We start from the raw sequence: 21974 nt of genomic DNA, 5'->3' as shown, positions 1-21974 counted from the left end.
TTGCATCAGGCCTTGGAGGCGTCATGCGTAAACATCTGTTCGATCATGTGGGTTTTAATCGCACCGTTCTGGAATGGGGCGCATTTGTGGCCGTGCTGGTCTTTGCCGCACTGCTGATTGCCAATTTCATCTGGTCCGAACGGCGGCTCATCACCACCGCCGAAACTTCGCGCATGCAGATGCAGACACGCATTATCGAAGAGAATCTGTCGCATCAGTTTCAGGGCGTGCGCAACGCGCTGGACAGTGCGAGGGACGCCATCGGCAACCCCAGTCATTGCGACGCCACCTGTCAGCAACTGTTGCTGCAGTCGCTCAAGCGCGCCATGCCGGGCGTACGCGCCATGGTGGTGATCAATGCCGACGGCAAGATACGCATGTCGGCGGATGACATGGGCGATCGCCATCTCGACGACCGCGATTTTCTGTCGCAGATCTCACGCATGTATTCACGCAACCTGATGTATCTGTCGCAACCCTATGAGAACACACCGGGCGTGTTCAACATCAAGCTGTCGGTACCGCTGCTGGATGCGGAGGGGCGCAATGCCGGCGTGATCAGCGCCATTCTCAATCCTGAATATTTCGACGCCGTGATGCGTTCCGCACTGTATGCGGAAGACATGAACAGCGCCATCACCGAAGAAGACGGCCGCCGCATACTCTTCGTACCGGCCAACCTGACCGAGATGCGTTCGCAGGCCATCAACGACGACGATTTTCTGGCGCGCCATCTGCGCAGCGGCGGCAGCACCAGCGTGTTGACCGGGCGCACCGCAAACGGCGAAAAGCGCATGGTGGTGCAACGCACCGTCACGCCGGGCGACATGGGACTCGACAAGACCCTGGTCATCAGCCTGACGCGCAACGTCGAGCGCCTGCATGCGGGATGGCATGACCTGGCTTTGTCCTATCTGTCGGCGTGGGGCACTTTCGCTTTGACAGGCGCACTGGTGCTGGCTTTCATCCAGCGTCGCCGCGGCATGGTGCACAGTCTCAAACGCATTCAGGAAGAACGCCAGGCGGAAGCTGCGGAACGCATGGAGCTGGCGCTGAGCAGCGTCAATCTCGGTCTGTGGGACTGGCACATCCCCAGCGACTGCCGCACTGTCGATGCACGCAGCAACGCTATCCTCGGTTACTCGGCGGAGAAGCAGCACAACGGCCCCGGCGAATGGCGCAAGCTGGTCAATCCGGAACATCGCGAGGCCTTGGATGAGGCATTGCGCCTGCATCTGATCGATAGTTCCAATTCCTTTGAGGCCGAGTATCAGATGCTGCATCGCGACGGCCAATGGGTCTGGATCCAGTGCCGCGGCAGGGTGGTGCAGCGTGACCAGCAGGGGCGTCCCTTGCGCATGGTCGGTACGCGCATGGATATCAGCGCGCGCAAGAAAGCAGAAGCAGACATTGCGCATCTGGCCTTCTACGATGGGCTGACCAATCTGCCCAACCGCCGCCTGCTGCTGGACCGGCTCGGGCATGCGGTCGCCAAAAGCGGCCGGGGCGGCTATCACGGCGCCGTCATCTTCGTCGACCTCGACAATTTCAAATCTCTCAACGACACCATGGGACATGATATGGGCGATCAGTTGCTGGGCATCGTCGCCCTGCGCCTGAAGCAGGTAACGCGCGAAGCCGACACGGTGGCGCGTCTGGGCGGCGATGAGTTCGTCATCTTGCTGGACGACCTGGGAACGACGCCGGAAGAGGCCGCCAACAATGCCGAGTTCGTCTGCCGCAAAGTGCTTTCGGCGCTCAATGCCGGTTATTCGCTGGGCGGCTACGAACTGCGCAGCACGCCCAGCATCGGCGTAGTGATGTTCGGCGCCGGCCTGCACACCGTCAACGATCTGCTGCGTCAGGCCGACATGGCGATGTACGAAGCCAAGGCGGCCGGCCGCAATACCTTCCGCTTCTTCAATCCCGGCATGCAGGAGGCGCTGGATGAAATCGCCATGCTGGAAAGCGATTTGCGTCATGCACTGACGCGCCGCGAATTGCTGCTGCATTACCAGCCCATTGTCGATGCGGAAGGACGGCTGAGCGGCGTCGAAGCGCTGATGCGCTGGGGCCATCCGTTGCGCGGGCTGGTGTTTCCCGGCACCTTCATCAGCCAGGCGGAGAAGTCCGGCATCATCGTCGAGTTCGGCGAGTGGGCGCTGGAAACGGCTTGCGAGCAATTGGTGCACTGGTCGAAGAGCTATGAAACCGAGCATCTGACAATCGCGGTCAATGTCAGCGCGCGGCAGTTCCGCCAGCCCGAATTTACTCAACGCATCCTGCAGATCATCGAGCGTACCGGCGCCAATCCGCGGCGGCTGAAACTGGAATTGACCGAGAGCATGCTGCTGACCGACATCGAAGATCTGATCGCCAAGATGAGCATGCTCAAGACGCACGGCGTGGGCTTTTCGCTCGACGATTTCGGTACCGGATATTCCTCGCTGAGCTATCTGAAGAAGCTGCCCATCGATCAGTTGAAGATCGACAGGTCCTTCGTGCAGGACATGCTGTTGACGCCGCACGCCTCATCGATCGTCAGGACCATCGTCAGTCTGGCGCAAAGCATGGGCTTGCAGGTGGTGGCGGAAGGGGTGGAGACCGCCGAGCAATGGGCGGCATTGAGGAAGATAGGATGCGGCAGCTTTCAGGGATATCTGTTCGCCAAGCCGGGACCCATCTCTGAATTGGGAAGCTGGTTCATCGCGTCGGAAGGGACGGCCCAGACCGGCGGCCGCATCCATCAATTGGCCTTGGTCAGTCCGATTGCCTGAGGCGGCAGCGTTGCATTGCGCGCGGCGGCGTCTGCAGCCTTCTTCGCTTCGATGAAGCGGGCCCGGTGAATTTCGGCCGATTCAATGACCGGTTCTTTTTCGTTCAGTTCTTTGGCAATCTCGCCGAGCGTGCGCACTGCCGTTTCCATGGTCTGGTTCCAGGCAAAGCTGTAGTTCAGACGCACGCAGTTGGTGAAGCCGCCGTCGAGAGAAAACATCGGACCCGGTGCGATGCTGATATCGAGCGCTTGCGCGCGGGAATATAGTTCCAGCGCATTGACGTGCGCCGGCAGCACGATCCACAGCAGATAGCCGCCGCCGGGCTGCGAAGTCGTGGTCCCTTCGGGGAAGAAGCGCTTGACTGCCGCAGTCATGATGCGGACTTGCTGTGCATAGGTCTTGCGCAGGCGGCGCAGATGAAAATCGTAGCCTTCGTTTTTCAGATATTCGGCGATGGCGATTTGCGGCAGAGACGGCGTGGTCACGGTGTTGAGGAACTTCAGATGCTCGATTTCCTGACGGTAGCGTCCAGTCAGCGTCCAGCCGATACGGTATTCGGCGGTCAGGCTTTTGGAGAACGAGCTGCAGTACAGCACCAGCCCCTGCGTGTCGAAGGCCTTGAGCGACTTGGGCCGTTGTTCGCCGAAATGCAACTCGCCGTAGACATCGTTTTCAATGATCGGCAAGCCATGTCGCGTCATCATCTCGACCAGCGCTTTTTTGCGCCGCTCCGGCATGTTGAAGCCGAGCGGGTTCTGGAAGTTGGGCATGACGATGCAGCCGACGATGCGGCGGTCGGTTGAGGCGATGATGGCGCTTTCCAGCGCGTTGACGTCGATGCCGGCTTCGGGATCGGTAGGGATCGGCACGGCCAGCATGCCTCTGCGTTCGATGGCGTGCAGCACGGCGTAATAGGTGGGCGACTCCACGGCGATGGCGTCGCCCGGTTTGCCGATGGCTTGCAGGCAGAGGTTGATGGCTTCGGTGGCGCCTTCGGTGATGATAATTTCAGCAGCGCTGATCGCCATGCCGGTTTCCAGATGGCGGCGCGCGATCTGGCGGATCAGTTCTTGATTGCCTGGCGGCAAGGCGCCCATGAGTTCCTGGCGCTCGCGGCGGCGATATAGTCCGCGCGCCAGCTGGCTGATTCTGGCCCAGGGAAACAAGGAGGGGTCGGGATAGGGTGAGCCCAGCGGCAAGGAGTTCTTGCTGTTGATCGAGCGCAGGTTCGACAGCGCCATCGCATAGGGCGGCATGGAAGCTGTGACGGGCGGTTCGCCGCTGACGTCCAGCGGAACGGTGTCTTGCGGCTTGCCGTCCTTGCGTGAGGCGGGATCTTTGCCATGCACCCGGACGAAATAACCGGACTGCGGACGGCTTTCGATGATGCCGCGGCTCTCCAGCAACAGGAAGGCGCGTATCACCGTGGAAATGCTGAGATTGTGCAACTGGCTCGTGCGGCGGACGGACGGAATCTTTTCGCCTTCCCGCATGAGGCCTTGTTCGATCTGCTGACTGATCGTGTCGGCAAGTGTTTCGTAGAGCGTCATCATGTTCTCCCCCTGGCGCAGGTGCACCAGCTTTTTTATGCTATGCCGCCGACTGTGCCACGCCAATCATACGTGGGTATGAACCGTGCTTTCCATGAAGAAATGGATACCGGTGCACCGATCCGCTTTGTGTGAAGCAGGCAGGGAAACTATATGCAGATCAGGCCGTTTTCCCCAGACGATACCGCGAGACAGCGCCGGCCGGCGTCTGTCGTTTCTCCGCTGCAGGCTCGTATAACCTGATGCCGCTTACTTATACTTTAGTGTAATACGCATGTTCTTACAATTCATCCGCGCTTATACTCGCACGCAGAGGTAGGTCTGAAAACAACAAACAGAACATCAATAACAGGGGCTGGCATGTTCATTTCCGCTCGATCACCGCTGCTGCCGATCAGTGCAGGCGTGTTGACGGTGGCGATCTTTGCAATCGATGCATTGACGCCGCTGGATATCGCCATTGCGGTGTTGTATGTCGTGGTTGTACTGCTGTCGGTTGCGGCATGGCCGCGGCGCGGCGTGGTGGCAATGACCGCTTTATGTATCGTTCTTACGCTGGTCGCTTACGCTACATCGCACGGCCTGACTACTTACGACGCAGCGTTGGCGCGTTGTCTTGTGAGTCTGGCGGCAATCGTCATCACCGCCTTCCTGGCGCTGAAAGGGCAGGCCGCCGCCAATGCCCTGATCCAGCGTGAAGAAGCCCTGCATCAGGCGCAGACGCAGCTGGCGCATACCAGCCGCGTGACCACGCTGGGTGAACTGGCGGCTTCCATCGCGCATGAAGTCAATCAGCCCCTGGCGGCGATCGCTACGCATGGCGAAGCCTGCCTGCGCTGGCTCAACCGGCCGCAGCCGGATCTGGATGAAGCGCGCATGGCGGTCGACGGCATGCTGCGCGATGCGCACCGCGCCAGCGAAATCATCCGCCGCATCCGCGCCATGGCGCGCAAGGCCGAACCATCTTATGTCGCGCTGAATCTCAACGAAGTGGCGCGCGAGAGCTGTGATCTGGTGCAGCGGGAGCTGGCGCGCACAGGTGTGCTGCTCAGCCTTGACCTGCAAGACGACCTGTCGCCGGTATGCGCCGACCGCGTGCAATTGCAGCAGGTGGTGATCAACTTGCTGATGAACAGCATCCAGGCCATGACCGAAGCGCATAGCAAAGAACGCTTGTTAAGCGTCAAGTCATTCTTGCGCCAGACGGAAGAGGGAACGAGTGTGGCGATGACGATATCCGACACCGGTCCGGGCTTTCCTGCTGCACATATCGGCCGCCTGTTTGAGGCTTTTTTCACCACCAAAAAGGATGGCATGGGGATGGGTTTGCCGATTTGCCGCTCCATCATTGAAGCGCACGGCGGACGGATTCAGGCGCAGAACAACGATGTATATGGTGCGACGATTTCGTTCCATTTGCCGGCTGCAGCGGAGGAGGTCATCCATGGCTAATCCGACAGCCGCCATGGCGGCGGTACCGATGGTTTATATCGTCGACGACGATGAGGCGCTGCGTGGCGCCTTGAGCAGCTTGTTGCGTTCAGTGGGCATGCAGGTGCAGGCATTTGCATCGGCCGCCGCCTTCTTGCAGCGGGCGGCGCTTGATGCGCCCAGTTGCCTGTTGCTGGATGTGCGGCTCCAAGGCATCAGCGGGCTGGACTTTCAGGCGGAGCTGCTCAAGTCCGGCAGCACCATGCCGGTCATCCTTATGACCGGGCATGGCGATATTCCCATGAGCGTACGGGCGATGAAAGCGGGGGCGGTCGATTTCCTGACCAAGCCGTTTCGCGAGCAGGACTTGCTCGACGCTGTCGGCGTTGCGCTGGACAAGGACCGCAAATCGCGCGAGTCGCGGCAAGCCAGTTCCGGTCTGGCGGCTCGCTACGCCAGCCTGACGCCGCGCGAGTCGGAGGTCATGAAGCTGGCGGCCAGCGGCTTGCTCAACAAACAGATCGCCGGTCAGCTCGGCACCAGCGAAATCACGGTCAAGATCCACCGCGGCAACGCCATGAAGAAAATGCAGGCCAAGTCCTTCGCCGATCTGGTGCGCATGGTGCAGGCGCTGGAGCCGCCGGTTTCCTGACGGTCGCCGCCCGAGCTGTCAGCGACGCCGCAGCCATCCGGCTCTGCGTCTATCCTGATGGAAGTCATGAATCCCTTTCACGGCCTGCTTTTGCGGGCCGTATCCTTCTTTTTCCTCTGTTTTTTCGGTCCTCTACTCATACCATCGTATGGTTATTTCGCGGCCGCATGTTTGTTACTCTGCATCCATGGATTCATAAACACTGCCTGCGGCCAGGATTGCAGGCGGCTGATGGCAACAAGGATACGGCGTGACAAAGATCAGCAAGATTGCAGTGGTAGATGACGACAGTTCGGTGCGCGATGCGTTGGTGGGTCTGGCACGTTCCCTCGGCCTGGAGGCGGCCGGCTTTTCATCTGCGGACGATTTTGTTGCCAGGGCAGCCTATGCGCAGATCGATTGCATCATCACGGATGTGCAGATGCCTGGCATGAGCGGGGTGGAGTTGCTGGAATTTCTCCGGAAAGAACAGTGCGCGGTGCCGGTCATTGTGGTGACCGCTTATCCGTCGCCGGCCACACGTGCACGTGCGATGGCGGCAGGTGCCGCACACTTTTTGAGCAAGCCTTTCAACGGCAACGAGATGGTCCGGTGTATTGAACAAGTGCTGGCGCCCTGAAGCGGGTTCGCCCACATGAATGGAGGGGAAAATGGAAAACCTGTTGTCGCAATCCTTCAAACCGAAGGCTAAACGAACGCCGGAACCGGCGCCGCCAAAGTCTGTCGCGATGCTTGTTGAAAAGCTGAAGACCAGCCTTTCCCAGTACTTGCCGGCTGGTCTGGCTTCACGTTTTTCTCCGGGATTCATGGATGATTTCAGGCAGCGCGTCAGCAAGCATGCGCGCTGGCCCATTTATACCTTGCTGCTGCTGGTGATCGGTTCGGGCATCGGCCTGTCGCTGGTGATGCAGACCACCGTCGAGAACATACGCAGCGCTGCGGCGCCGCTGGTGCAGTGGGAGCTTTCCTCGCAGAGCATGCATGACGTCAATGAGTTGTTGCGCGAAGGCGGCCTGGTCGACGGCAACATCAATCGCATCGCCCATCTGGTGCACTGGTTCAACATGCTGGCGCTGTTGACGGCGCTGTTCATGATGTATCACATCTGGGCGCGCTTCCGTTCCGAAGATGCGCTGGCGCATCAGGCGGCCCATGATCCGCTGACCGGACTCGGCCATCGCCGCGCATTGGAGCGTCGACTGCGTCGTCTGCGTGGCCGTACGCATGCTGTGGTGCTGGGCAGTATCGACCGCTTTGAACGCGTCATCGGCGCTTACGGCCATGAGTTTGCCGATCAGATGACCATGGATATCGCCAATCGTCTCAATGCCGCCGCCGCTGCGCATGACGGCGAAGTGTTCCGGCTAGACGGCGCCAATTTCGTGATCCTGTATCGCCACCCGGCGCACTCGCCGGCGTTCGGTGCGGCCTTGAAGGCCTTGCAGGCCGACATGAATTCGCCGTTCGTCTGCCGTGCGCATGAAGTGTTTTCCAGTCTCAGTCTGGGCGCGGTGGAATATCCGCGTCACGGCACCGAGCCCGCAACCCTGCTGCGCAACGCCGACGCCGCCTTGCAATCGGCGCGCGCCGCCGGCGGCAATCTGCTGGTCGCTTATTCCGAAGAACTTAATACCGAAGCCGAGCGTCGCGTGGATCTGGAATCGCAATTGATTCACGCGTTGCAACGCGACGAGCTTGAACTGCACTTCCAGCCGCAGCAGCGTCTGCGCGACGCCGAGTTGATCGGCTTCGAAGCGCTGGTGCGCTGGCGTCGCGGCGGCCAGTTGGTGCCGCCCGCAGAATTCATCCCGATTGCCGAAGAGTCCGGCCTGGTGATCGCCATCGGCGACTGGGTGCTGGAACGTGCCTGTGCGAAGATCCTGGCGTTGCGTGCACAGACCGGCAAGGATTTCGTCATTGCGGTCAACATCTCGCCGCGCCAGTTCTTGCATCCGGATTTCCTGCGCAAGATCGAACGCTTGCTGCAACAGACGCAAATCGATCCGGCTACGCTGGAACTGGAAATCACCGAAGGTGCGGTGATGGAACAAACCGAGAACGCCATCGCGTTGCTGCACAAATTGCGCGCACTCGGACTGAAGCTGTCGATTGACGACTTCGGCACCGGCTATTCGAGCCTGTCGTACCTGAAGCGCTTTCCTATCGACAAGCTCAAGATCGATCAGTCTTTCGTGCGCCAGCTGAAACCGCATTCGCAAGACTCCGCCATCGTGGAAGCGGTGATCGGTCTGGGGCATACGCTGGGGATCAACGTCATCGCCGAAGGCGTGGAAACCATCGACCAGCGCGAATGGCTCAAGCGCCTTTCCTGCGATGAGATCCAGGGCTATTACTATAGTCGTCCGCTGGCAGGCGAGCATGTGCTGCCGTTCGTGCAAAGCCAGTATCCCTATCAGTACCGGACTGCCTGAGTCAGCGACTGGTCAGGCTTCCGGCGCGCTTGCCCAAGAAGCGGGGTGCGTCATCTGCGGGATGTTGCAAGTACGGCAATAAAGATCAGGCAGCGGCTTTCATATTTGCAATAATATTTTGGTGTGAGCCCAAAATAACGCGATAATTCGGCTGATAGCCTGTCTGATTGCAGAAACATGAGCCGCCTGAAAAAAATAAAAGTCGAACAACTCGAACTGGGAATGTACTTCTGTGGTTTCGAAGCGTCCTGGATGGACCATCCTTTTTGGAGAAATCGCTTCCTCCTGAAAGACGCGGCGCATTTGCAGCAGGCGCAGGCGAGCGGGATTGCGGACTGCTGGATCGATATCGACCAGGGCAAGGACGTCCCCGAAGAGACGGCGGAAGATGACGCCGAAGAAAGCCCTGCCGACGAAGCGCCGGCGCTGCCTGTCCTGTCGATAGCCGAAGAAAACAAAGACGAGCCGACCGTCACGGTGACGATTGCCACCGCTTCCGATCCTTTTTTTGCGGAAGTCGAGCAGGCCCGCCTGCTGTGCGAAAGCGCCAAGGACACTGCCAAGGCCATGTTCACCGATGTGCGGCTGGGCCGCGTCATCGACATGGATCGCTGTCAGCATCTGGTCGATCAGGTCACCGCATCGATCTTGCGCGACAGCAGTGCATTGACCAGCATCGTGCGCCTGAAGATCGCTGACGATTACACCTACATGCATTCGGTTGCGGTGTGCACCCTGATGGTGGCGCTGGCCCGTACGCTGGGAATGGATGAGGTCGCCTGTAAAGAGGCGGGGCTGGCAGGCTTGCTGCATGACGTCGGCAAGGCCTTCATTCCGGTGGACATTTTGCACAAGCCGGGCAGCCTGACGCCGGCGGAGTTCGAAGTCGTCAAGCGCCATACGGTGCTCGGCCATGATCATCTGGTCAAGAATTCCAATATCCCCGACTATGCGACCGACGTCTGCATGCACCATCACGAAAAGATCGACGGCACCGGCTATCCGCATGGTCTGAGCGGCGCCGGGATTTCGCTGCTGGCGCGCATGACCTCGGTTTGCGATGTGTACGATGCGGTCACTTCGGAGCGGCCTTACAAGAAGGGCTGGGATCCCGCCGAGACGCTCACCAACATGGCGACCTGGACCGGTCATTTCGACAAGACCATCATGTCGGCCTTCGTCAAGACGCTGGGTATTTATCCGATCGGTTCCCTGCTGAAGATGGAATCCGGCCGTCTGGGGCTGGTGATCCGCCAGAGTTCGGTGGTCCTGACCAAGCCGGTGGTGAAGGCGTTCCGCTACAACAGCGAGGGTGAAATCATCGACTCCGAAGTCATCGATCTGTCCGACCCCGATGCGACAGACCGCATCAAACAGCGCGGCGGCGAAGAGTGGCTGAAATACAATGGTCTGGACAAGATGTGGACGCAGCCTTCACAGCCTAAATCCTGATTTTTCTCCTGATTTTTCTCCTGATTTCCTCCCTGACATAAGCGGCGAGCGTCATTGCGACGCGTCGCCGCTTTGCTTTCCCGACATGATCTGCGGCAGCTCGTCGACCAAGGCATCCACTGCGAGTCTGACCTTCAACGGCAGATGCGGCGTTTGCAGCCAGAGCGCAAAAACGTCGTAGGGATAGCCGGACTGCTCTGGCAAGACCTCCACCAGCATCCCCGCCTCGATACGCTCGCGCACGAGCCACGACGGCAGCCACCCCAGACCTGCACCGGTACTGACGGCATCGGCAATCGCCGCAAGATCGTCGAAGCGAAAGCGCGCCGGCGGCGTGATGTCGATGGACGACCCGTCCGTGCGAGGAAACTGCCACGGCGGCACCGGACCTGAGCGGCGATAAGCGACCGCGTGGTGATGCGCCAGATCTTCGATGGTCGCCGGTGTGCCGTAGGTATCGAGGTAGCCGGGTGACGCACAGACAATCATGCGTTGCCGCGCAATGCGGCGCGCCACCATGCCGGCGCTGTCGGCCAGCGGCCCGGTCCTGACGGCCAGGTCATAGCCATCCTCCGCCAGATCGGCAAAGCGGTCGCTCAGCGACAGATCCAGTTCCAACGCCGGATAACGCTGGGCGAAGGCGAGCAGGACCGGCATCGCACAATGGCGCCCGAAATGCACGGGCAGCGTTACGCGCAGCTTGCCGCGCGGCTCCGCCAGATGGTCGGCGGCGAGACCGTCGGCAGCGTCCGATTCCGCGAGGATCAGTTTGCAGCGCTCGTAGTAGGCCAGCCCGAAATCCGTCAGGCTCTGACGCCGTGTGGTGCGATTGATGAGCCGCACGCCAAGACGTTCTTCCAGAAAACGGATGTGCTTGCCGACCATCGGCGCCGACAGGCTGAGCGCGTCGGCTGCGGCGGCAAACGAGCCGAGATCGACGGCTTTGACGAAGACATGCATGCTGGTCAGTCGATCCATATTCAAAACCAATGGTTACTAGTGAAGCTCATTATCGCCCATTTATCGGTAATTTTTGGGTTGGTAGAGTACGTTCATAACTACTGGTTACGAGGTATTCATATGGCGAAGGTTGTTCGGTTTTATCAGCATGGCGGTCCGGAAGTATTGCTTGTCGAGGATGTGGAGCCGGCGGCACCCGGCGCAGGCGAGGTGCAGATCCGCGTGCAGGCGCTCGGGTTGAATCGCGCGGAAGCCTTGTTGCGGGCAGGGACGTATATCGAAACACCGGTATTTCCCTCCGGCCTCGGGCTGGAAGCCGCGGGTCTTGTCGTCGCCGTCGGTGACGGTGCGGCCGGCTTCAAACCGGGTGAGGCAGTGAGCATCATTCCGCCGGTATCGATGGTGCGCTCGCCGGCCTATGCGGAACTGATCAACGTCCCGGCCGGCAGGGTGGTCAGGAATCCCCCCTCGCTGAGCACCGAGCAGGCCGCCGCTGTGTGGATGCAATATCTCACCGCCTATGGCGCGTTGATCGGCGTTGCCGGGTTGAGTCGCGGCGATGTCGTGGTTATCACTGCCGCATCGAGTAGTGTCGGGCTGGCGGCGATCCAGATCGCCAATATGGTCGGTGCCGTTCCCGTGGCCGTTACGCGCACATCAGCCAAGAAGCAGGCGCTGCTGGACGCCGGGGCAGCCCACGTGGTGGCTTCGTCTGAAGAAGATCTGGCCGCGCGCCTGGCCGGGATCACACATGCACAGGGGGCTCGGGTGGTACTCGATCCGGTCGGCGGCCCGATTTTCGGTCCGTTGACCGAGGCTATGTCGCGCGGCGGCATGTTGATCGAGTACGGCGGCCTGAGCCGGGAGCCGACGCCGTTTCCCTTGGCTGCGGTGCTGAGCAAGACGCTGACGTTGCGCGGCTACCTTGTACACGAACTGATCGGCAATGCGGAGCACCTTGATATTGCGAAGCAATTCATCCTCGGCGGGCTGGCCTCCGGCGCGTTGCGACCAATCATTGCCAGGATTTTTACGATCGATCAGATCGTCGAGGCGCATCGCTATCTGGAAGGAAACGAACAGTTCGGCAAAATCGTTGTGACGATCTGATAACAAAATAAATTCCTTTCTACGTATTGACTTAGTAATTTCTAAGATATATCTTAGTAAATGTCTTAACGAAGAAAGGAAACATCATGTTTGGACGTTTTATCGGGGGCCATCATGGTCCCGCACATCATCGCCATGAGCGTCCGCATCACGGCGGCGGTCTGTTTGATGAGGGTGGCGGTCGCGGTCGCGGCGGCAGGGAAGGCGGACGCGGTCCGCGCATGTTTGAGCAGGGCAGCCTGCGTCTGGTGATTCTGCATCTGTTGCAGGACAAGTCGCGCCACGGCTATGAAGTCATCAAGGCCATCGAGCAATTGGTCGGCGGCGACTACAGTCCGAGCCCGGGTGTGATTTACCCGACGCTGACTTTGCTCGAAGAAATGGGATATGCCGCAGTGGAAGCGGAAAACGGCGGCAAGAAGCTGTATCGCGTGACCGCCGAAGGCGTGGACTTTCTGGATCAGAACAAGGAAGCGCTGGACCACGTACTCAAGCGTCTGGAGTTGAAACAACGCGCCAGCGGCGCCGGCACCGACACACCGGAACTGCGCCGCTCGATCCAGAATTTCAAAATGGCGCTGCATACGCGGCTGGCCAAGGGTGAACTCGATCAGCAGCAACTGCACGCCATCATCGACATCATCGATCGCGCCGCCGTGGCGATTGAACGCACATGATTGAAGATGATTCGACCTGCGCTCGTGATCGGCCGCAGTTGGCCGTCACCGGCGTCTTAATCGAAAAAATCCGAAAGGACTCGCAATGAGAGAACATCGCTATCGCATTACCGTGGAACATCTGGCGACGGCTTCCGAAGGCCAGACGCAGCATGCGCCGATGCAATTTGAAGCCGGCAATCACGACGATATTGTCGGCATCATCGACAAGATCCGCAGCAAGAATCAATTCGATGCGGATACCAGCGCTTCGCTGGCGCTGGGGATGAAGCTGTTCGGGGAGGTCATCCTGAAGAATCGCAAACATCCGCTTTTCGAAGACATTCAGTCGCCGCTGCGCGAATTTATCGGCAAGCTGAAATCGCTGCCTGCTCTGGACGCACCGCCGGCGACCAGTGATCGCGGCGACTCGCCGTCGCAATAAACCGGCTTCATGTCGCGACAGAGAACACTCCCAGCAAACCAGCCAGGCCGTGTTCTGCCGTTGAGCCTGCTTGATCAGGACCGTTCCGGCGCAATCATTTCTGCATAGTCATACAGCGCGCCGAGGATTTCTTCGCCGCGTTCATCCACGCTTTCGGACAACTGGTCAATCTGTTCGAACAGCTCGTCCAGCGTACGCGCACCGCCTTCGCCTTCAAACAGGCGCGCGGCACGGTGCTCTTCCCAGCGTTGTGCTTCTTCCGCCGACAGGCTGTCGGGGAAGTTGCGCGCGCGGTAGCGGAACAGCAGTTCCTCCAGCCTGACATCGTCAAAGGTGATGCGCGCCTGTGCCAATTGTTGCGGCGACAGCGCGCGCAGTTGCGTCAGTTGGCGGCGGTCGTTGTTGCCGACGAACCCGCCGTACAAATCTTCATCCACATCCGGCGCTGCTTCCTTCGGACGCTGGAACACCTTGGCCCAGACCGCCCCCATTTCTGGCAGGGCGGCAGCAGCGGCGGCGTTTTGCAATGCGGCGTCGATGTCGAGATTGAGTTCGGCGGCGCGCGCCGGCGTGAGTGTCTTCAGACTGGCGATCACCATCGGCGACTTGTTCAGATGGATGGTCTTGACCGGCAGGCGCGAGACGCCTTCCGGCAGATCGTCGGTCTTGCTGAACATGCGGGTGCGGATCGTGTCGACGTCCAGCCCGGCCAGTTCGCTCGGGTCGCGGCTCAGGTCCCAGGCGATTATTTCGTTCTTGTTGGTCGGATGCGTACCGAGCGGCCACATCACGGCGAGGCAACCTTGCGTAGCGGGGAACATGCCCGACACATGCAGGAAGGGCTTCGGCGTCGGCAAACCGATTTCAGCGGCGACGCGGTCTTTCTTGTGCAGGGCCAGACAGAAATCGAACAGGCGCGGTTGCTTTTCTTTGATCAGGCGCGCAAAGGCGATGGTCGCGCGCACGTCGGACAACGCATCGTGCGCCGCTTCGTGCGAGATGCCGTTTTCTTTGGTCAGGTGTTCCAGTTTGAAGCTGGGCGTGACGCCGTCTTCCTTTTTCGGCCATTCGATGCCTTCGGGGCGCAGCGCGTAGGTGGTGCGCACCACGTCCAGCAAATCCCAGCGGCCGCAATTGTTCTGCCACTCGCGTGCATAAGGATCGATCAGATTGCGCCAGAACATGAAGCGCGTGATCTCGTCGTCGAAGCGAATGGTGTTGTAGCCGACGCCGATGGTGCCTGGTTCGGACATGGCCTCTTCGATCCGTGCGGCGAACTGGTATTCGGGAATGCCGCGCTCAAGGCAATCTTGCGGCGTGATGTGCGTGATCAGGCAGGATTGCGGATCCGGCACGAAATCCGGCGCGGGTTTGCAATAGATCATGATCGGATCGCCGATCTCGTTGAGGTCGGCATCGGTGCGGATCGCGGCGAACTGCGCCGGACGATCGCGGCGTGCCTGTGCGCCGAAGGTTTCGTAGTCGTGCCAGAGGAAGGTGTGATTGGACATCGGGACAGTGAGGAGTCGGTGATTGCGGAGCAATGAATGAGCGGGCGCGGCCGGGGCCGGAACTTCCGCGATTTTAACCGACGATCACTGCCACGCGAAGATTGTCGCCGATCGCGTGGCGATTTGGGATGGCGATGCGAACGGGCTTACTGAACGATGCGCCGCTCATTCTTGTTGAGGATCGCCTGCAGGCTTTTTTGCAGGTCGCCCTGATGCATGCCGCTGTTGGCGGCGCTGCTGCCGTACTCGATGTTGTCGATGACCCAGCCGCGCGCATCGCGGGTGAGTACGATGCGGTCGGTGGATTTGAACGGCGACTGCAGTTTGGCGTCGCTGTAGATCACTTCCACGGAGCAGGTGCTGGTGCTTTCCTTGACTTCGCAGCCGAGCACGCGATAGGTCGAGGCGCCCTTGGGATGCGTGGTGAACAGGTCGCCGTCGACCAGCGGCGGGGTCTGGTTGTCGGTCTGCGCCAGATGCGCTTCCTCGGCGACGGAAACATCCTTGAGCAGGTCGAACAGCGGCACCGACAGGAAGTGGCGGAAGGTGATCAGTTCCTTGAGCGACAAGGCGCCGGCCGGACGGTTGGATTGATGCGTCTGATAGAAACTGTTGACCAGGTCCTTGGCCTCTTGTTCGCTGCTGGCGCTGCAGCCCGCCATCAGCAGGGCGGCTGCAAGAATCAGAGTATTGCCGAATTGCTTCACGATCTTTTTCTCCCTGGCCTTTTGTCTGCGACGCGGATGTCCGTGCCGGTTTCAGGCCCATTACTTGTTTTATTGCCGTATTGTTATCTGGTCACGCTGTCAGCGGCCCCGGATTAAAAATGACGGGTTGCTGCGAGGAAATGCAGCTGACATCATAAATCAAACTGCCGGCCTCATCACGCGCAGAGCAATACTGTGCAGGGATGAGCGCGTTGATGTCTATCGTACCGCAGCATGCCGGCGTCGCTGATGGAGAAATTATCGGAAGAAGGGGCGTATTTCTTCAATATGCGCGGCAGCTGCGGTGGTGAAGGAACGCGCTGTATCGCCAGCCGCAGTTGCGGTCTGGCGATGGAGTGGGAGTCTCAGTTGTAATCCTGAACGATGCTGCTAAGCGTATCGGTCAGGTATTCGCGCTGCGACGACTGGCCGTTGCCGAGAAACTCAATGTCGTCGATGCGCCATTGATTGTTTTCCTTGATCAGCAACAGCTTGTCTTTCCAGTTCTCGTCGCTGCCGCCATTGCTTCCGGCGTGGCGAAACTTGACCTGGCAGGAGGCGCGATTGTCTTCGCTTTCACAGCTGTCCAGCTTGAACGAGGTGGCGCCTTCAAACAAGGACGTGAACAAGTCGCCGTCTACCAGCGGAGGCACCGGGTCTTCGGCGGCGGCGTGGTATCTGACTTCGGTCTCCGACGCTTTGCTCAGCAGCGCGAACAAGGCTTGCGACAGGAAAGGCTGCAGCAGTTTGAGCTCGTCGGCATTGGGAATGCCGGGCGTATGCGTCTTCAGGTGCTGTTGGTAAAACCCGGAAATCACTCGCTCCTGCAAGTGCGTATCGTCCGGCGGCTCGCTGCACGCCGCGGCACAGGCGACGGTGAACAAGGCTGCGATGCGGGTAAAAATCTTCATGCAATAAGGTCCGGGTAAATCAGTGTTGTGCTGTGTTGTGTTGTATTGCGCGTGACCAGCAGATGATCATGCGCGGTCATGTCAGAGTGGCCTGTGCGTCATGCGTTCCACATCTTGTCCTAGTTGTTGTGTTGCCTTGAGGAATCATTGTTGCGGCAGGATAATGACCTGCTGCGATGACAGGACTGTGACAAGAGTGAATGGAGTGCTGTGCTGCCGGTAGCAAGCAGAGGCAGATCCGGGAAGACGCCGATGCGCTTCCCGATCTTGTCCGGCTTTAACTTGTCCCGGACTTATTTCGATTCGGTCAGCAGGGCGAAGTGCTCGACGTGCGGCGCGCTGGCAAAGAAAGGACCGACGATGCCGCGCCATTCAGTGAAGGCCGGCGATTCGCGGAAATCGACAGTGTGATTTTCCAGTGTCGCCCAGTGCACCATCAACAGATAACGTTCAGGCGCTTCCACACCTTTTTGCACCTTGTGGCCGAGATAGCCCTTGGCTTTGGAAATCGTCTGCACGATGCCGCGCTGGATGGCTTCGTCGAATTCAGCTTGTTTGCCTGGCTGGATGCGGATGTCGGCAAGTTCCAGAATCATTGTTGTCTCCGTATTGGGGTAGGGGTGATGAAGCGGGTCTCGATTATTACATTTTCCCGCAGGCATTGCGTGACTCGCCCTTGTAGCTCCCCGGGCAGGATGAAAAGGCTTCAAGCCAACCTGTACTTTGTTGCACAAATGACTATGCTGAAAGCAGCGGGGCCTGCTTCGCCGGCCATGCTTTTCATGGTGCGCGGCGGTAGGCGGAGCCTTGCGTGAGAAGACAAGGAGACCACCATGTTAGGCAGACAAAGGCTGTATTTCATGCTGCCGGATGTACCTAGTGCGCGCAGCATGCTCGACGAGCTCTTGCTGGCGCGTATCGAAATCCGGCACATTCATTTCTGGGCGCGCGACGGCGACTTGCCGGACGACATGCCTGACGCGACGTTCTTCCACAAGACCGACCTCACACACGGCGCCGAAATGGGTTTGTTAGTAGGCGGGCTGATGGGGATGGCCGGCGGCTTGTGGCTCGTACTGTTTCCACCTGAATGGGTGCAGCTCAGTTTGTTCGCAGTGCTGATCACCACGATTGCGGGAGCCGTGCTGGGCAGCTGGATGTCAGGCATGGCGGCGGCAGCGATTCCCAATTCGCGGCTGAAAAACTTTCATGCGGATATCGCCGGTGGAAAGGTGTTGTTGCTGGTCGATGTGCCGTTCAAACGGATCGAGGCGATTGAAGACCTGATCGAAAGCCGTCATCCCGAAGCCAGCTTCCGCGGTGTGGAACCGCATATTCCGGTTTTCCCCTGACAGTGGTTCACGTCAGCTGGCGCACCGCCTTGCCGGTGCGCTTTTTTTTGCGTTTGTATTTTGTGGATATCGGATTTCAACAATCGGGATATTCACGTCAGCCCGGCCAAATTGGGGCAGGCGACGCCCCATGTCGGGAAATCTGCACTGCGAAAAAGCAAGGCTCGCTGCCTGCGTAAATTTTTTATCCATTTAAGCTGTTTTTCGGTGGTTTCCACCCGGCAGACAATTGTTATTTTTGCCGCCTCTCAATACACTAGCTCCCGGTCATTCAATAACAAGATACGAGACGTGCTGCGGCCTTGATGGCCATGGCGGCGCGTTCCAATAACATCCGGAAGGAAACTCATGGCAGGTTCTTATTTTCCACAATGGCGCGTGCGCAGCAGCACCTCGGACGGACACGGTCAGGTCATCGCAACCGATGAGCGTCTGCCGATGCCGCAGACCGTTGCCATGGGCGTGCAGCACGTGGTCGCGATGTTCGGCTCTACCGTGCTGGCGCCCTTGCTGATGGGTTTCGATCCCAACCTGGCGATTCTGATGTCGGGTGTCGGCACCTTGCTGTTCTTCCTGCTGGTGGGCGGCCGCGTGCCAAGCTATCTGGGTTCCAGCTTCGCCTTCATTGGTCTGGTGATTGCCGTCACCGGCTATGGCGGACATGGTCCGAATACCAACCTGGGCGTCGCACTGGGCGGCATCGTTGCGTGCGGCGTGGTGTATACGCTGATCGGTTTTCTGGTGAGTGCCATCGGCACGCGCTGGATCGAAAGCCTGATGCCGCCGGTGGTCACCGGTTCGGTGGTCGCGGTGATCGGCCTGAACCTGGCTCCGATCGCCGTCAAGGGCGTGACCGGCAATAACTTCGACGCGTGGATGGCGCTGGGGACGGTGTTGTGCGTCGGCCTGGTTGCGGTGTTCACACGCGGCATGGTGCAGCGTCTGCTGATTCTGATCGGCTTGCTGCTGGCGTACGTGATTTACGCGATCCTGACCAACGGCGCCGGGCTGGGCAAACCGATTGATTTCAGCAGCGTCGCCAATGCGGCGTGGTTCGGTATTCCGACGTTTGCGTCGCCGGTGTTCAAGATGGATGCGATGGCCTTGCTGGCGCCGATCGCGGTCATCCTGGTGGCGGAGAACCTCGGCCACATCAAGGCGGTCAGCGCCATGACCGGCCAGAATCTGGACAAGTACATGGGACGCGCCTTCATCGGCGACGGCCTGGCGACGATTTTGTCGGGCAGCGTGGGCGGCACGGGCGTGACGACCTATGCAGAAAACATCGGCGTCATGGCGGTCACCAAGATTTACTCGACGCTGGTGTTCGTGGTGGCGGCGGTGATCGCGATCGTGCTGGGTTTCTCGCCGAAGTTTGGTGCAGTCATCCTGACCATCCCGGGCGCAGTGCTGGGCGGCGTGTCGATTGTGGTGTTCGGCCTGATCACCGTATCCGGTGCGCGCATCTGGGTAGAGAACAAGGTCGATTTCTCCAACAACACCAACCTGATCGTGGCGGCTGTCACGCTGGTGCTGGGCGCAGGCGACTTTACGCTGAAGCTGGGCGGTTTCGCACTGGGCGGCATCGGTACCGCCACCTTTGGCGCGATCATCCTGTATGCCTTGTTGAGAAAGCGCGGTTGATTGCACTGTCTGAACGACAAGTAAATGACTTGCCAAAAGACGCGGCCCGACGGTCGCGTTTTTTGCTATTGTTCTTGCGCGGCGCTGTCGGATACGTCATCAAGGGTTCATCTTGCGGTTTTAAACTGATTTAAGCGCGGAAACTTGCCAGATTTCCATTGAGCAATTTTTGCGGACTTACTATACTCACGTGTTGCAGTTGCATTGCGTCGAATCAGGCCCGGGAAGGGGACTGCGATGCATGGCAGTCAGTAATTTGCAGCGATTGCAACAACGCCGGCCGTCATCACTCAAAAAACAGGAATACGCCGTATGAATACCGCTCTCAAACATTCTCTGGCCTTGCTCTGCATCGCCGCCCCCCTGCTGTCCGGTTGCGATGCTGTCGCCGGCAAGAAGGACTATGCTTATTTCCGCCAGCATATCGACGAAGCCAAGTCGGTTGCTGACCAGTGCCAATTGAACGGCACTTCCGGTATGGAAAAGGCTAAAGTCGCACAGTGCGACGCAGCACGCGACGCCTACGCCAATCGCAATTACAACTACTGATGCTGCCAATCCGGCGGGCCGCCTGAACGCCTTTGCCGGTTTGCAACGGGCTTGTCACAAAACTGTCAAAGTCGGTCGGTAGAATCCGGCGTTTCCTTGTGGAGTACGCCGCGCCATGCATAATCCCCCAGAAACGCCTCAGGCTTTACATCTGCTCTACGAGCCAGCCGGGTTTATCTGTGCATTTCGTTTCGATGAAGGGCGCGCCACGCCGCTGAAGTGGCATGAAGTCCTGGCCGGCACAGTCGCCTCTCCTGCATTCAGCTGGCTGCACGTCAAGACTGCCGACGTCAAGGTGCGCCACTGGATGGAAACCAGCGACGAGATTCCCGAACATATCGCGGAATTCCTGCTCAGCAGCGACACCCACCCTTGTCTGCATACCACCGCCAATGGCGCCTACGGCACGCTGGCCGATCTCAAGATGGAAATCGGCGACACCGGCACCGAAAAAGGCGCGCTGCATTTTTTCCTCGACGGCAATCGCCTGCTGACGCTGCGCACGCAGCCGCTGTGCTCTACCAACATGCTGCGCCAGAAGGTGCTCGACGGTGCACTGTTCGATAATCCGATGGAATTGTTTGCCGAGCTGCTGCGCTGCCTGGCCGATGGCTTTGACGCGCGCGTTGCCTCGCTGAATGACAAGGTGGACGACATCGAAGAATCGGTGTTGTCGGATCGCCGTCCCGAAGACCGTGCCGAGCTCAGCGCGATCCGGCGTCAACTGGCGGAATTGCGCCGTCACATCACGCCGGAACGGCGCCTGCTGAATCAGCTCAATCGCCTGCGTCCGGCGTGGGTGCCGACTGCGGCGCTGGAAGAACTCAACCATGCGCTGGATGAACTCAATGAGTTGCACCTGACATTGGAGGCGCTGTATGAACGCGCCAAACTGCTGCAGGAAGAAATCGCCTCGCAGATGTCGGAACAGATGAACCGCAACCTGATGGCGCTGTCGATTCTGACTGCGTTGCTGATGCCTGCGACGCTTGTGTCGGGGATCTTCGGGATGAACGTCGCCGGCTTGCCGGGTTTGCATGACGAAGCTTCGTTCACCATGGTGATGTGGGTGATGATCGGCCTTGGCGTAGCGACGGTAGGCTTGCTGAAATGGCTGAAGATCTGGTGATCGCGGGTAATTTCGTCAAATAATATTCATCACATCCGAAGCCACGGCGGAAAACTGCACAAAGCGCGGCTATGCGCTTTGTGCGATCAAACCGACGCATTGCCGGCTGATGATTTCCGGATCAGCAATTCCCCTTTTTTGCTTGCCCCGGTGGGCAGTGATAGCGCGGTTCGTCGTCACGATCATGGTTGCGATGTTCGCGATATTGTTCTTCACCCCGGCGCCAGCCACCACGATGCAGCTCCCAGCCATGAGGTCCTTCGCGCCATTCGGGGCGGTTATACTCGTAACCGCGGCGCATGCGTTCCCAGTGTCCCTGCACCCATACATGGCGATGCCCATCCCAGTTCCAGTACCCGGGTGCCCATATATAACCGCTGCGCGGCGGAGGAGCTGCTTCATAGCGTGGCGCGGGAGGAGGTGTGCCAATGTTGATACTGACGCTGACCTGTGCCGCGACCTGGCCGGGCAAGAATGCCGTGAGACAACTGAAGGCGAGTGCGGAAGCGTAGAAAAAGCGTTTCATCTGATGACCTTTTTCGATTTTGAGAGAATCGGACTATACCGATAATTTGTTGTTCGCCAACGCCATGATGCATTTGATTACATTTGACTTCGCCGGTTCTTCAGGCGCAACGTGATCAGGCATTAGTGGCGACAAGTATGTTCCTCTTTATCTTCGCTCCTGATTTATTCGACTAAAAAA

General features: G+C 59.2%; 21 protein-coding genes and 1 pseudogene. 14 read left to right on the top strand and 8 right to left on the bottom strand.

The window, feature by feature from the left end:
- Nucleotides 1-23 precede the first annotated feature (23 nt).
- Nucleotides 24-2777, top strand: a complete 2754-nt coding sequence (locus tag AC1RN6_RS04400) for a bifunctional diguanylate cyclase/phosphodiesterase (protein ID WP_493003304.1) — start codon at nt 24-26, stop codon at nt 2775-2777.
- On the opposite strand, the gene AC1RN6_RS04395 is transcribed toward AC1RN6_RS04400, so the two are convergent.
- Nucleotides 2747-4327: an aminotransferase-like domain-containing protein gene (locus AC1RN6_RS04395; protein ID WP_493003515.1), complete on the bottom strand. Its 1581-nt coding sequence runs from the start codon at nt 4325-4327 to the stop codon at nt 2747-2749. The genes AC1RN6_RS04400 and AC1RN6_RS04395 overlap by 31 nt on opposite strands.
- Before the next feature lie 360 nt (nt 4328-4687).
- On the opposite strand from AC1RN6_RS04395, the gene AC1RN6_RS04390 reads away from it, so the two are divergent.
- From AC1RN6_RS04390 to AC1RN6_RS04370, 5 genes are all read left to right on the top strand, one after another.
- Complete coding sequence (locus AC1RN6_RS04390; protein ID WP_493003302.1) at nt 4688-5779, top strand: sensor histidine kinase; 1092 nt, start codon at nt 4688-4690, stop codon at nt 5777-5779.
- A complete protein-coding gene (locus tag AC1RN6_RS04385; RefSeq protein WP_493003301.1) occupies nt 5772-6410 on the top strand; it encodes a response regulator transcription factor in 639 nt (212 codons plus the stop codon). The genes AC1RN6_RS04390 and AC1RN6_RS04385 overlap by 8 nt, the downstream gene beginning before the upstream one ends.
- Nucleotides 6411-6660: 250 nt before the next feature.
- On the top strand, nt 6661-7029 hold the full coding sequence (locus tag AC1RN6_RS04380) for a response regulator transcription factor (protein ID WP_493003299.1): 369 nt from the start codon (nt 6661-6663) through the stop codon (nt 7027-7029).
- A gap of 31 nt (nt 7030-7060) precedes the next feature.
- On the top strand, nt 7061-8842 hold the full coding sequence (locus AC1RN6_RS04375; RefSeq protein ID WP_493003298.1) for a putative bifunctional diguanylate cyclase/phosphodiesterase: 1782 nt from the start codon (nt 7061-7063) through the stop codon (nt 8840-8842).
- A gap of 177 nt (nt 8843-9019) precedes the next feature.
- The gene (locus AC1RN6_RS04370) at nt 9020-10294 is read left to right on the top strand and encodes a cyclic di-GMP phosphodiesterase (RefSeq protein ID WP_493003296.1); all 1275 of its coding nucleotides are present in this window, start codon (nt 9020-9022) and stop codon (nt 10292-10294) included.
- 51 nt (nt 10295-10345) lie between these two features.
- Here the strand turns inward: AC1RN6_RS04370 and AC1RN6_RS04365 are convergent, their stop codons facing one another.
- Complete coding sequence (locus tag AC1RN6_RS04365) at nt 10346-11272, bottom strand: LysR family transcriptional regulator (RefSeq protein ID WP_493003294.1); 927 nt, start codon at nt 11270-11272, stop codon at nt 10346-10348.
- Nucleotides 11273-11374: 102 nt separating this feature from the next.
- Between AC1RN6_RS04365 and AC1RN6_RS04360 the strand changes: the two genes are divergently transcribed.
- The 3 genes from AC1RN6_RS04360 (at nt 11375) to AC1RN6_RS04350 (ending at nt 13465) form a co-directional block, all read left to right on the top strand.
- The gene (locus tag AC1RN6_RS04360) at nt 11375-12364 is read left to right on the top strand and encodes a zinc-dependent alcohol dehydrogenase family protein (protein ID WP_493003514.1); all 990 of its coding nucleotides are present in this window, start codon (nt 11375-11377) and stop codon (nt 12362-12364) included.
- 86 nt (nt 12365-12450) lie between these two features.
- Nucleotides 12451-13041: a PadR family transcriptional regulator gene (locus tag AC1RN6_RS04355; protein ID WP_493003292.1), complete on the top strand. Its 591-nt coding sequence runs from the start codon at nt 12451-12453 to the stop codon at nt 13039-13041.
- An 85-nt stretch (nt 13042-13126) separates the two neighbouring features.
- Nucleotides 13127-13465, top strand: a complete 339-nt coding sequence (locus AC1RN6_RS04350; protein WP_493003291.1) for a DUF3861 domain-containing protein — start codon at nt 13127-13129, stop codon at nt 13463-13465.
- A 74-nt stretch (nt 13466-13539) separates the two neighbouring features.
- Here the strand turns inward: AC1RN6_RS04350 and sbcB are convergent, their stop codons facing one another.
- Together sbcB and AC1RN6_RS04340 are read right to left on the bottom strand one after the other, a co-directional pair.
- Nucleotides 13540-14976: an exodeoxyribonuclease I gene (gene sbcB / locus AC1RN6_RS04345; protein ID WP_493003289.1), complete on the bottom strand. Its 1437-nt coding sequence runs from the start codon at nt 14974-14976 to the stop codon at nt 13540-13542.
- Between the two features lie 146 nt (nt 14977-15122).
- Entirely contained in the window at nt 15123-15683 is a 561-nt protein-coding gene (locus AC1RN6_RS04340) for a hypothetical protein (RefSeq protein ID WP_493003287.1), read from the bottom strand.
- A 249-nt stretch (nt 15684-15932) separates the two neighbouring features.
- On the opposite strand from AC1RN6_RS04340, the gene AC1RN6_RS04335 reads away from it, so the two are divergent.
- Nucleotides 15933-16058: a hypothetical protein gene (locus AC1RN6_RS04335; protein ID WP_493003285.1), complete on the top strand. Its 126-nt coding sequence runs from the start codon at nt 15933-15935 to the stop codon at nt 16056-16058.
- Here the strand turns inward: AC1RN6_RS04335 and AC1RN6_RS04330 are convergent.
- Nucleotides 16049-16594 carry a DUF3828 domain-containing protein gene (locus tag AC1RN6_RS04330; RefSeq protein ID WP_493003283.1) on the bottom strand — a complete coding sequence of 182 codons (546 nt, stop codon included), beginning with the start codon at nt 16592-16594 and terminating at the stop codon, nt 16049-16051. The genes AC1RN6_RS04335 and AC1RN6_RS04330 overlap by 10 nt on opposite strands.
- A 293-nt stretch (nt 16595-16887) precedes the next feature.
- Nucleotides 16888-17190 (bottom strand): antibiotic biosynthesis monooxygenase family protein, encoded by a 303-nt coding sequence (locus AC1RN6_RS04325; protein ID WP_050477913.1) that lies wholly within the window; start codon nt 17188-17190, stop codon nt 16888-16890.
- A gap of 237 nt (nt 17191-17427) precedes the next feature.
- Between AC1RN6_RS04325 and AC1RN6_RS04320 the strand changes: the two genes are divergently transcribed.
- From AC1RN6_RS04320 to AC1RN6_RS04305, 4 genes are all read left to right on the top strand, one after another.
- A complete protein-coding gene (locus tag AC1RN6_RS04320) occupies nt 17428-17946 on the top strand; it encodes a DUF1269 domain-containing protein (protein WP_493003282.1) in 519 nt (172 codons plus the stop codon).
- Between the two features lie 348 nt (nt 17947-18294).
- Nucleotides 18295-19590, top strand: coding sequence for a solute carrier family 23 protein (locus AC1RN6_RS04315; protein WP_493003280.1), 1296 nt, complete (start codon nt 18295-18297; stop codon nt 19588-19590).
- Between the two features lie 312 nt (nt 19591-19902).
- Nucleotides 19903-20139: an EexN family lipoprotein gene (locus AC1RN6_RS04310; protein WP_493003279.1), complete on the top strand. Its 237-nt coding sequence runs from the start codon at nt 19903-19905 to the stop codon at nt 20137-20139.
- Between the two features lie 115 nt (nt 20140-20254).
- A complete protein-coding gene (locus tag AC1RN6_RS04305) occupies nt 20255-21268 on the top strand; it encodes a transporter (RefSeq protein ID WP_493003277.1) in 1014 nt (337 codons plus the stop codon).
- A gap of 69 nt (nt 21269-21337) precedes the next feature.
- Here AC1RN6_RS04305 and AC1RN6_RS04300 read toward each other — a convergent pair whose 3' ends face one another.
- Together AC1RN6_RS04300 and AC1RN6_RS04295 are read right to left on the bottom strand one after the other, a co-directional pair.
- Nucleotides 21338-21610 carry a hypothetical protein gene (locus AC1RN6_RS04300; RefSeq protein ID WP_493003522.1) on the bottom strand — a complete coding sequence of 91 codons (273 nt, stop codon included), beginning with the start codon at nt 21608-21610 and terminating at the stop codon, nt 21338-21340.
- A pseudogene (locus AC1RN6_RS04295) lies at nt 21609-21794 on the bottom strand (hypothetical protein); the annotation flags it as partial. The gene AC1RN6_RS04300 and the pseudogene AC1RN6_RS04295, both read right to left, overlap by 2 nt.
- Nucleotides 21795-21974: the final 180 nt, after the last annotated feature.

Source organism: Herbaspirillum sp. GW822-FHT03A08, from assembly GCF_058801885.1.
Note: the sequence above shows the minus strand (reverse complement) of the source record. Positions and strands in the feature narration are given on the sequence as shown.

What these genes read in the sequence shown, in the direction of transcription:
- AC1RN6_RS04400 (WP_493003304.1), top strand. Translation starts at nt 24, where the DNA reads ATGCGTAAACATCTGTTCGATCATGTGGGTTTTAATCGCACCGTTCTG.
- AC1RN6_RS04395 (WP_493003515.1), bottom strand. Translation starts at nt 4,327, where the DNA reads ATGACGCTCTACGAAACACTTGCCGACACGATCAGTCAGCAGATCGAA.
- AC1RN6_RS04390 (WP_493003302.1), top strand. Translation starts at nt 4,688, where the DNA reads ATGTTCATTTCCGCTCGATCACCGCTGCTGCCGATCAGTGCAGGCGTG.
- AC1RN6_RS04385 (WP_493003301.1), top strand. Translation starts at nt 5,772, where the DNA reads ATGGCTAATCCGACAGCCGCCATGGCGGCGGTACCGATGGTTTATATC.
- AC1RN6_RS04375 (WP_493003298.1), top strand. Translation starts at nt 7,061, where the DNA reads ATGGAAAACCTGTTGTCGCAATCCTTCAAACCGAAGGCTAAACGAACG.
- AC1RN6_RS04370 (WP_493003296.1), top strand. Translation starts at nt 9,020, where the DNA reads ATGAGCCGCCTGAAAAAAATAAAAGTCGAACAACTCGAACTGGGAATG.
- AC1RN6_RS04365 (WP_493003294.1), bottom strand. Translation starts at nt 11,272, where the DNA reads ATGGATCGACTGACCAGCATGCATGTCTTCGTCAAAGCCGTCGATCTC.
- AC1RN6_RS04360 (WP_493003514.1), top strand. Translation starts at nt 11,375, where the DNA reads ATGGCGAAGGTTGTTCGGTTTTATCAGCATGGCGGTCCGGAAGTATTG.
- AC1RN6_RS04355 (WP_493003292.1), top strand. Translation starts at nt 12,451, where the DNA reads ATGTTTGGACGTTTTATCGGGGGCCATCATGGTCCCGCACATCATCGC.
- AC1RN6_RS04350 (WP_493003291.1), top strand. Translation starts at nt 13,127, where the DNA reads ATGAGAGAACATCGCTATCGCATTACCGTGGAACATCTGGCGACGGCT.
- sbcB (WP_493003289.1), bottom strand. Translation starts at nt 14,976, where the DNA reads ATGTCCAATCACACCTTCCTCTGGCACGACTACGAAACCTTCGGCGCA.
- AC1RN6_RS04335 (WP_493003285.1), top strand. Translation starts at nt 15,933, where the DNA reads ATGGAGAAATTATCGGAAGAAGGGGCGTATTTCTTCAATATGCGCGGC.
- AC1RN6_RS04330 (WP_493003283.1), bottom strand. Translation starts at nt 16,594, where the DNA reads ATGAAGATTTTTACCCGCATCGCAGCCTTGTTCACCGTCGCCTGTGCC.
- AC1RN6_RS04325 (WP_050477913.1), bottom strand. Translation starts at nt 17,190, where the DNA reads ATGATTCTGGAACTTGCCGACATCCGCATCCAGCCAGGCAAACAAGCT.
- AC1RN6_RS04320 (WP_493003282.1), top strand. Translation starts at nt 17,428, where the DNA reads ATGTTAGGCAGACAAAGGCTGTATTTCATGCTGCCGGATGTACCTAGT.
- AC1RN6_RS04315 (WP_493003280.1), top strand. Translation starts at nt 18,295, where the DNA reads ATGGCAGGTTCTTATTTTCCACAATGGCGCGTGCGCAGCAGCACCTCG.
- AC1RN6_RS04310 (WP_493003279.1), top strand. Translation starts at nt 19,903, where the DNA reads ATGAATACCGCTCTCAAACATTCTCTGGCCTTGCTCTGCATCGCCGCC.
- AC1RN6_RS04305 (WP_493003277.1), top strand. Translation starts at nt 20,255, where the DNA reads ATGCATAATCCCCCAGAAACGCCTCAGGCTTTACATCTGCTCTACGAG.
- AC1RN6_RS04300 (WP_493003522.1), bottom strand. Translation starts at nt 21,610, where the DNA reads ATGGGCATCGCCATGTATGGGTGCAGGGACACTGGGAACGCATGCGCC.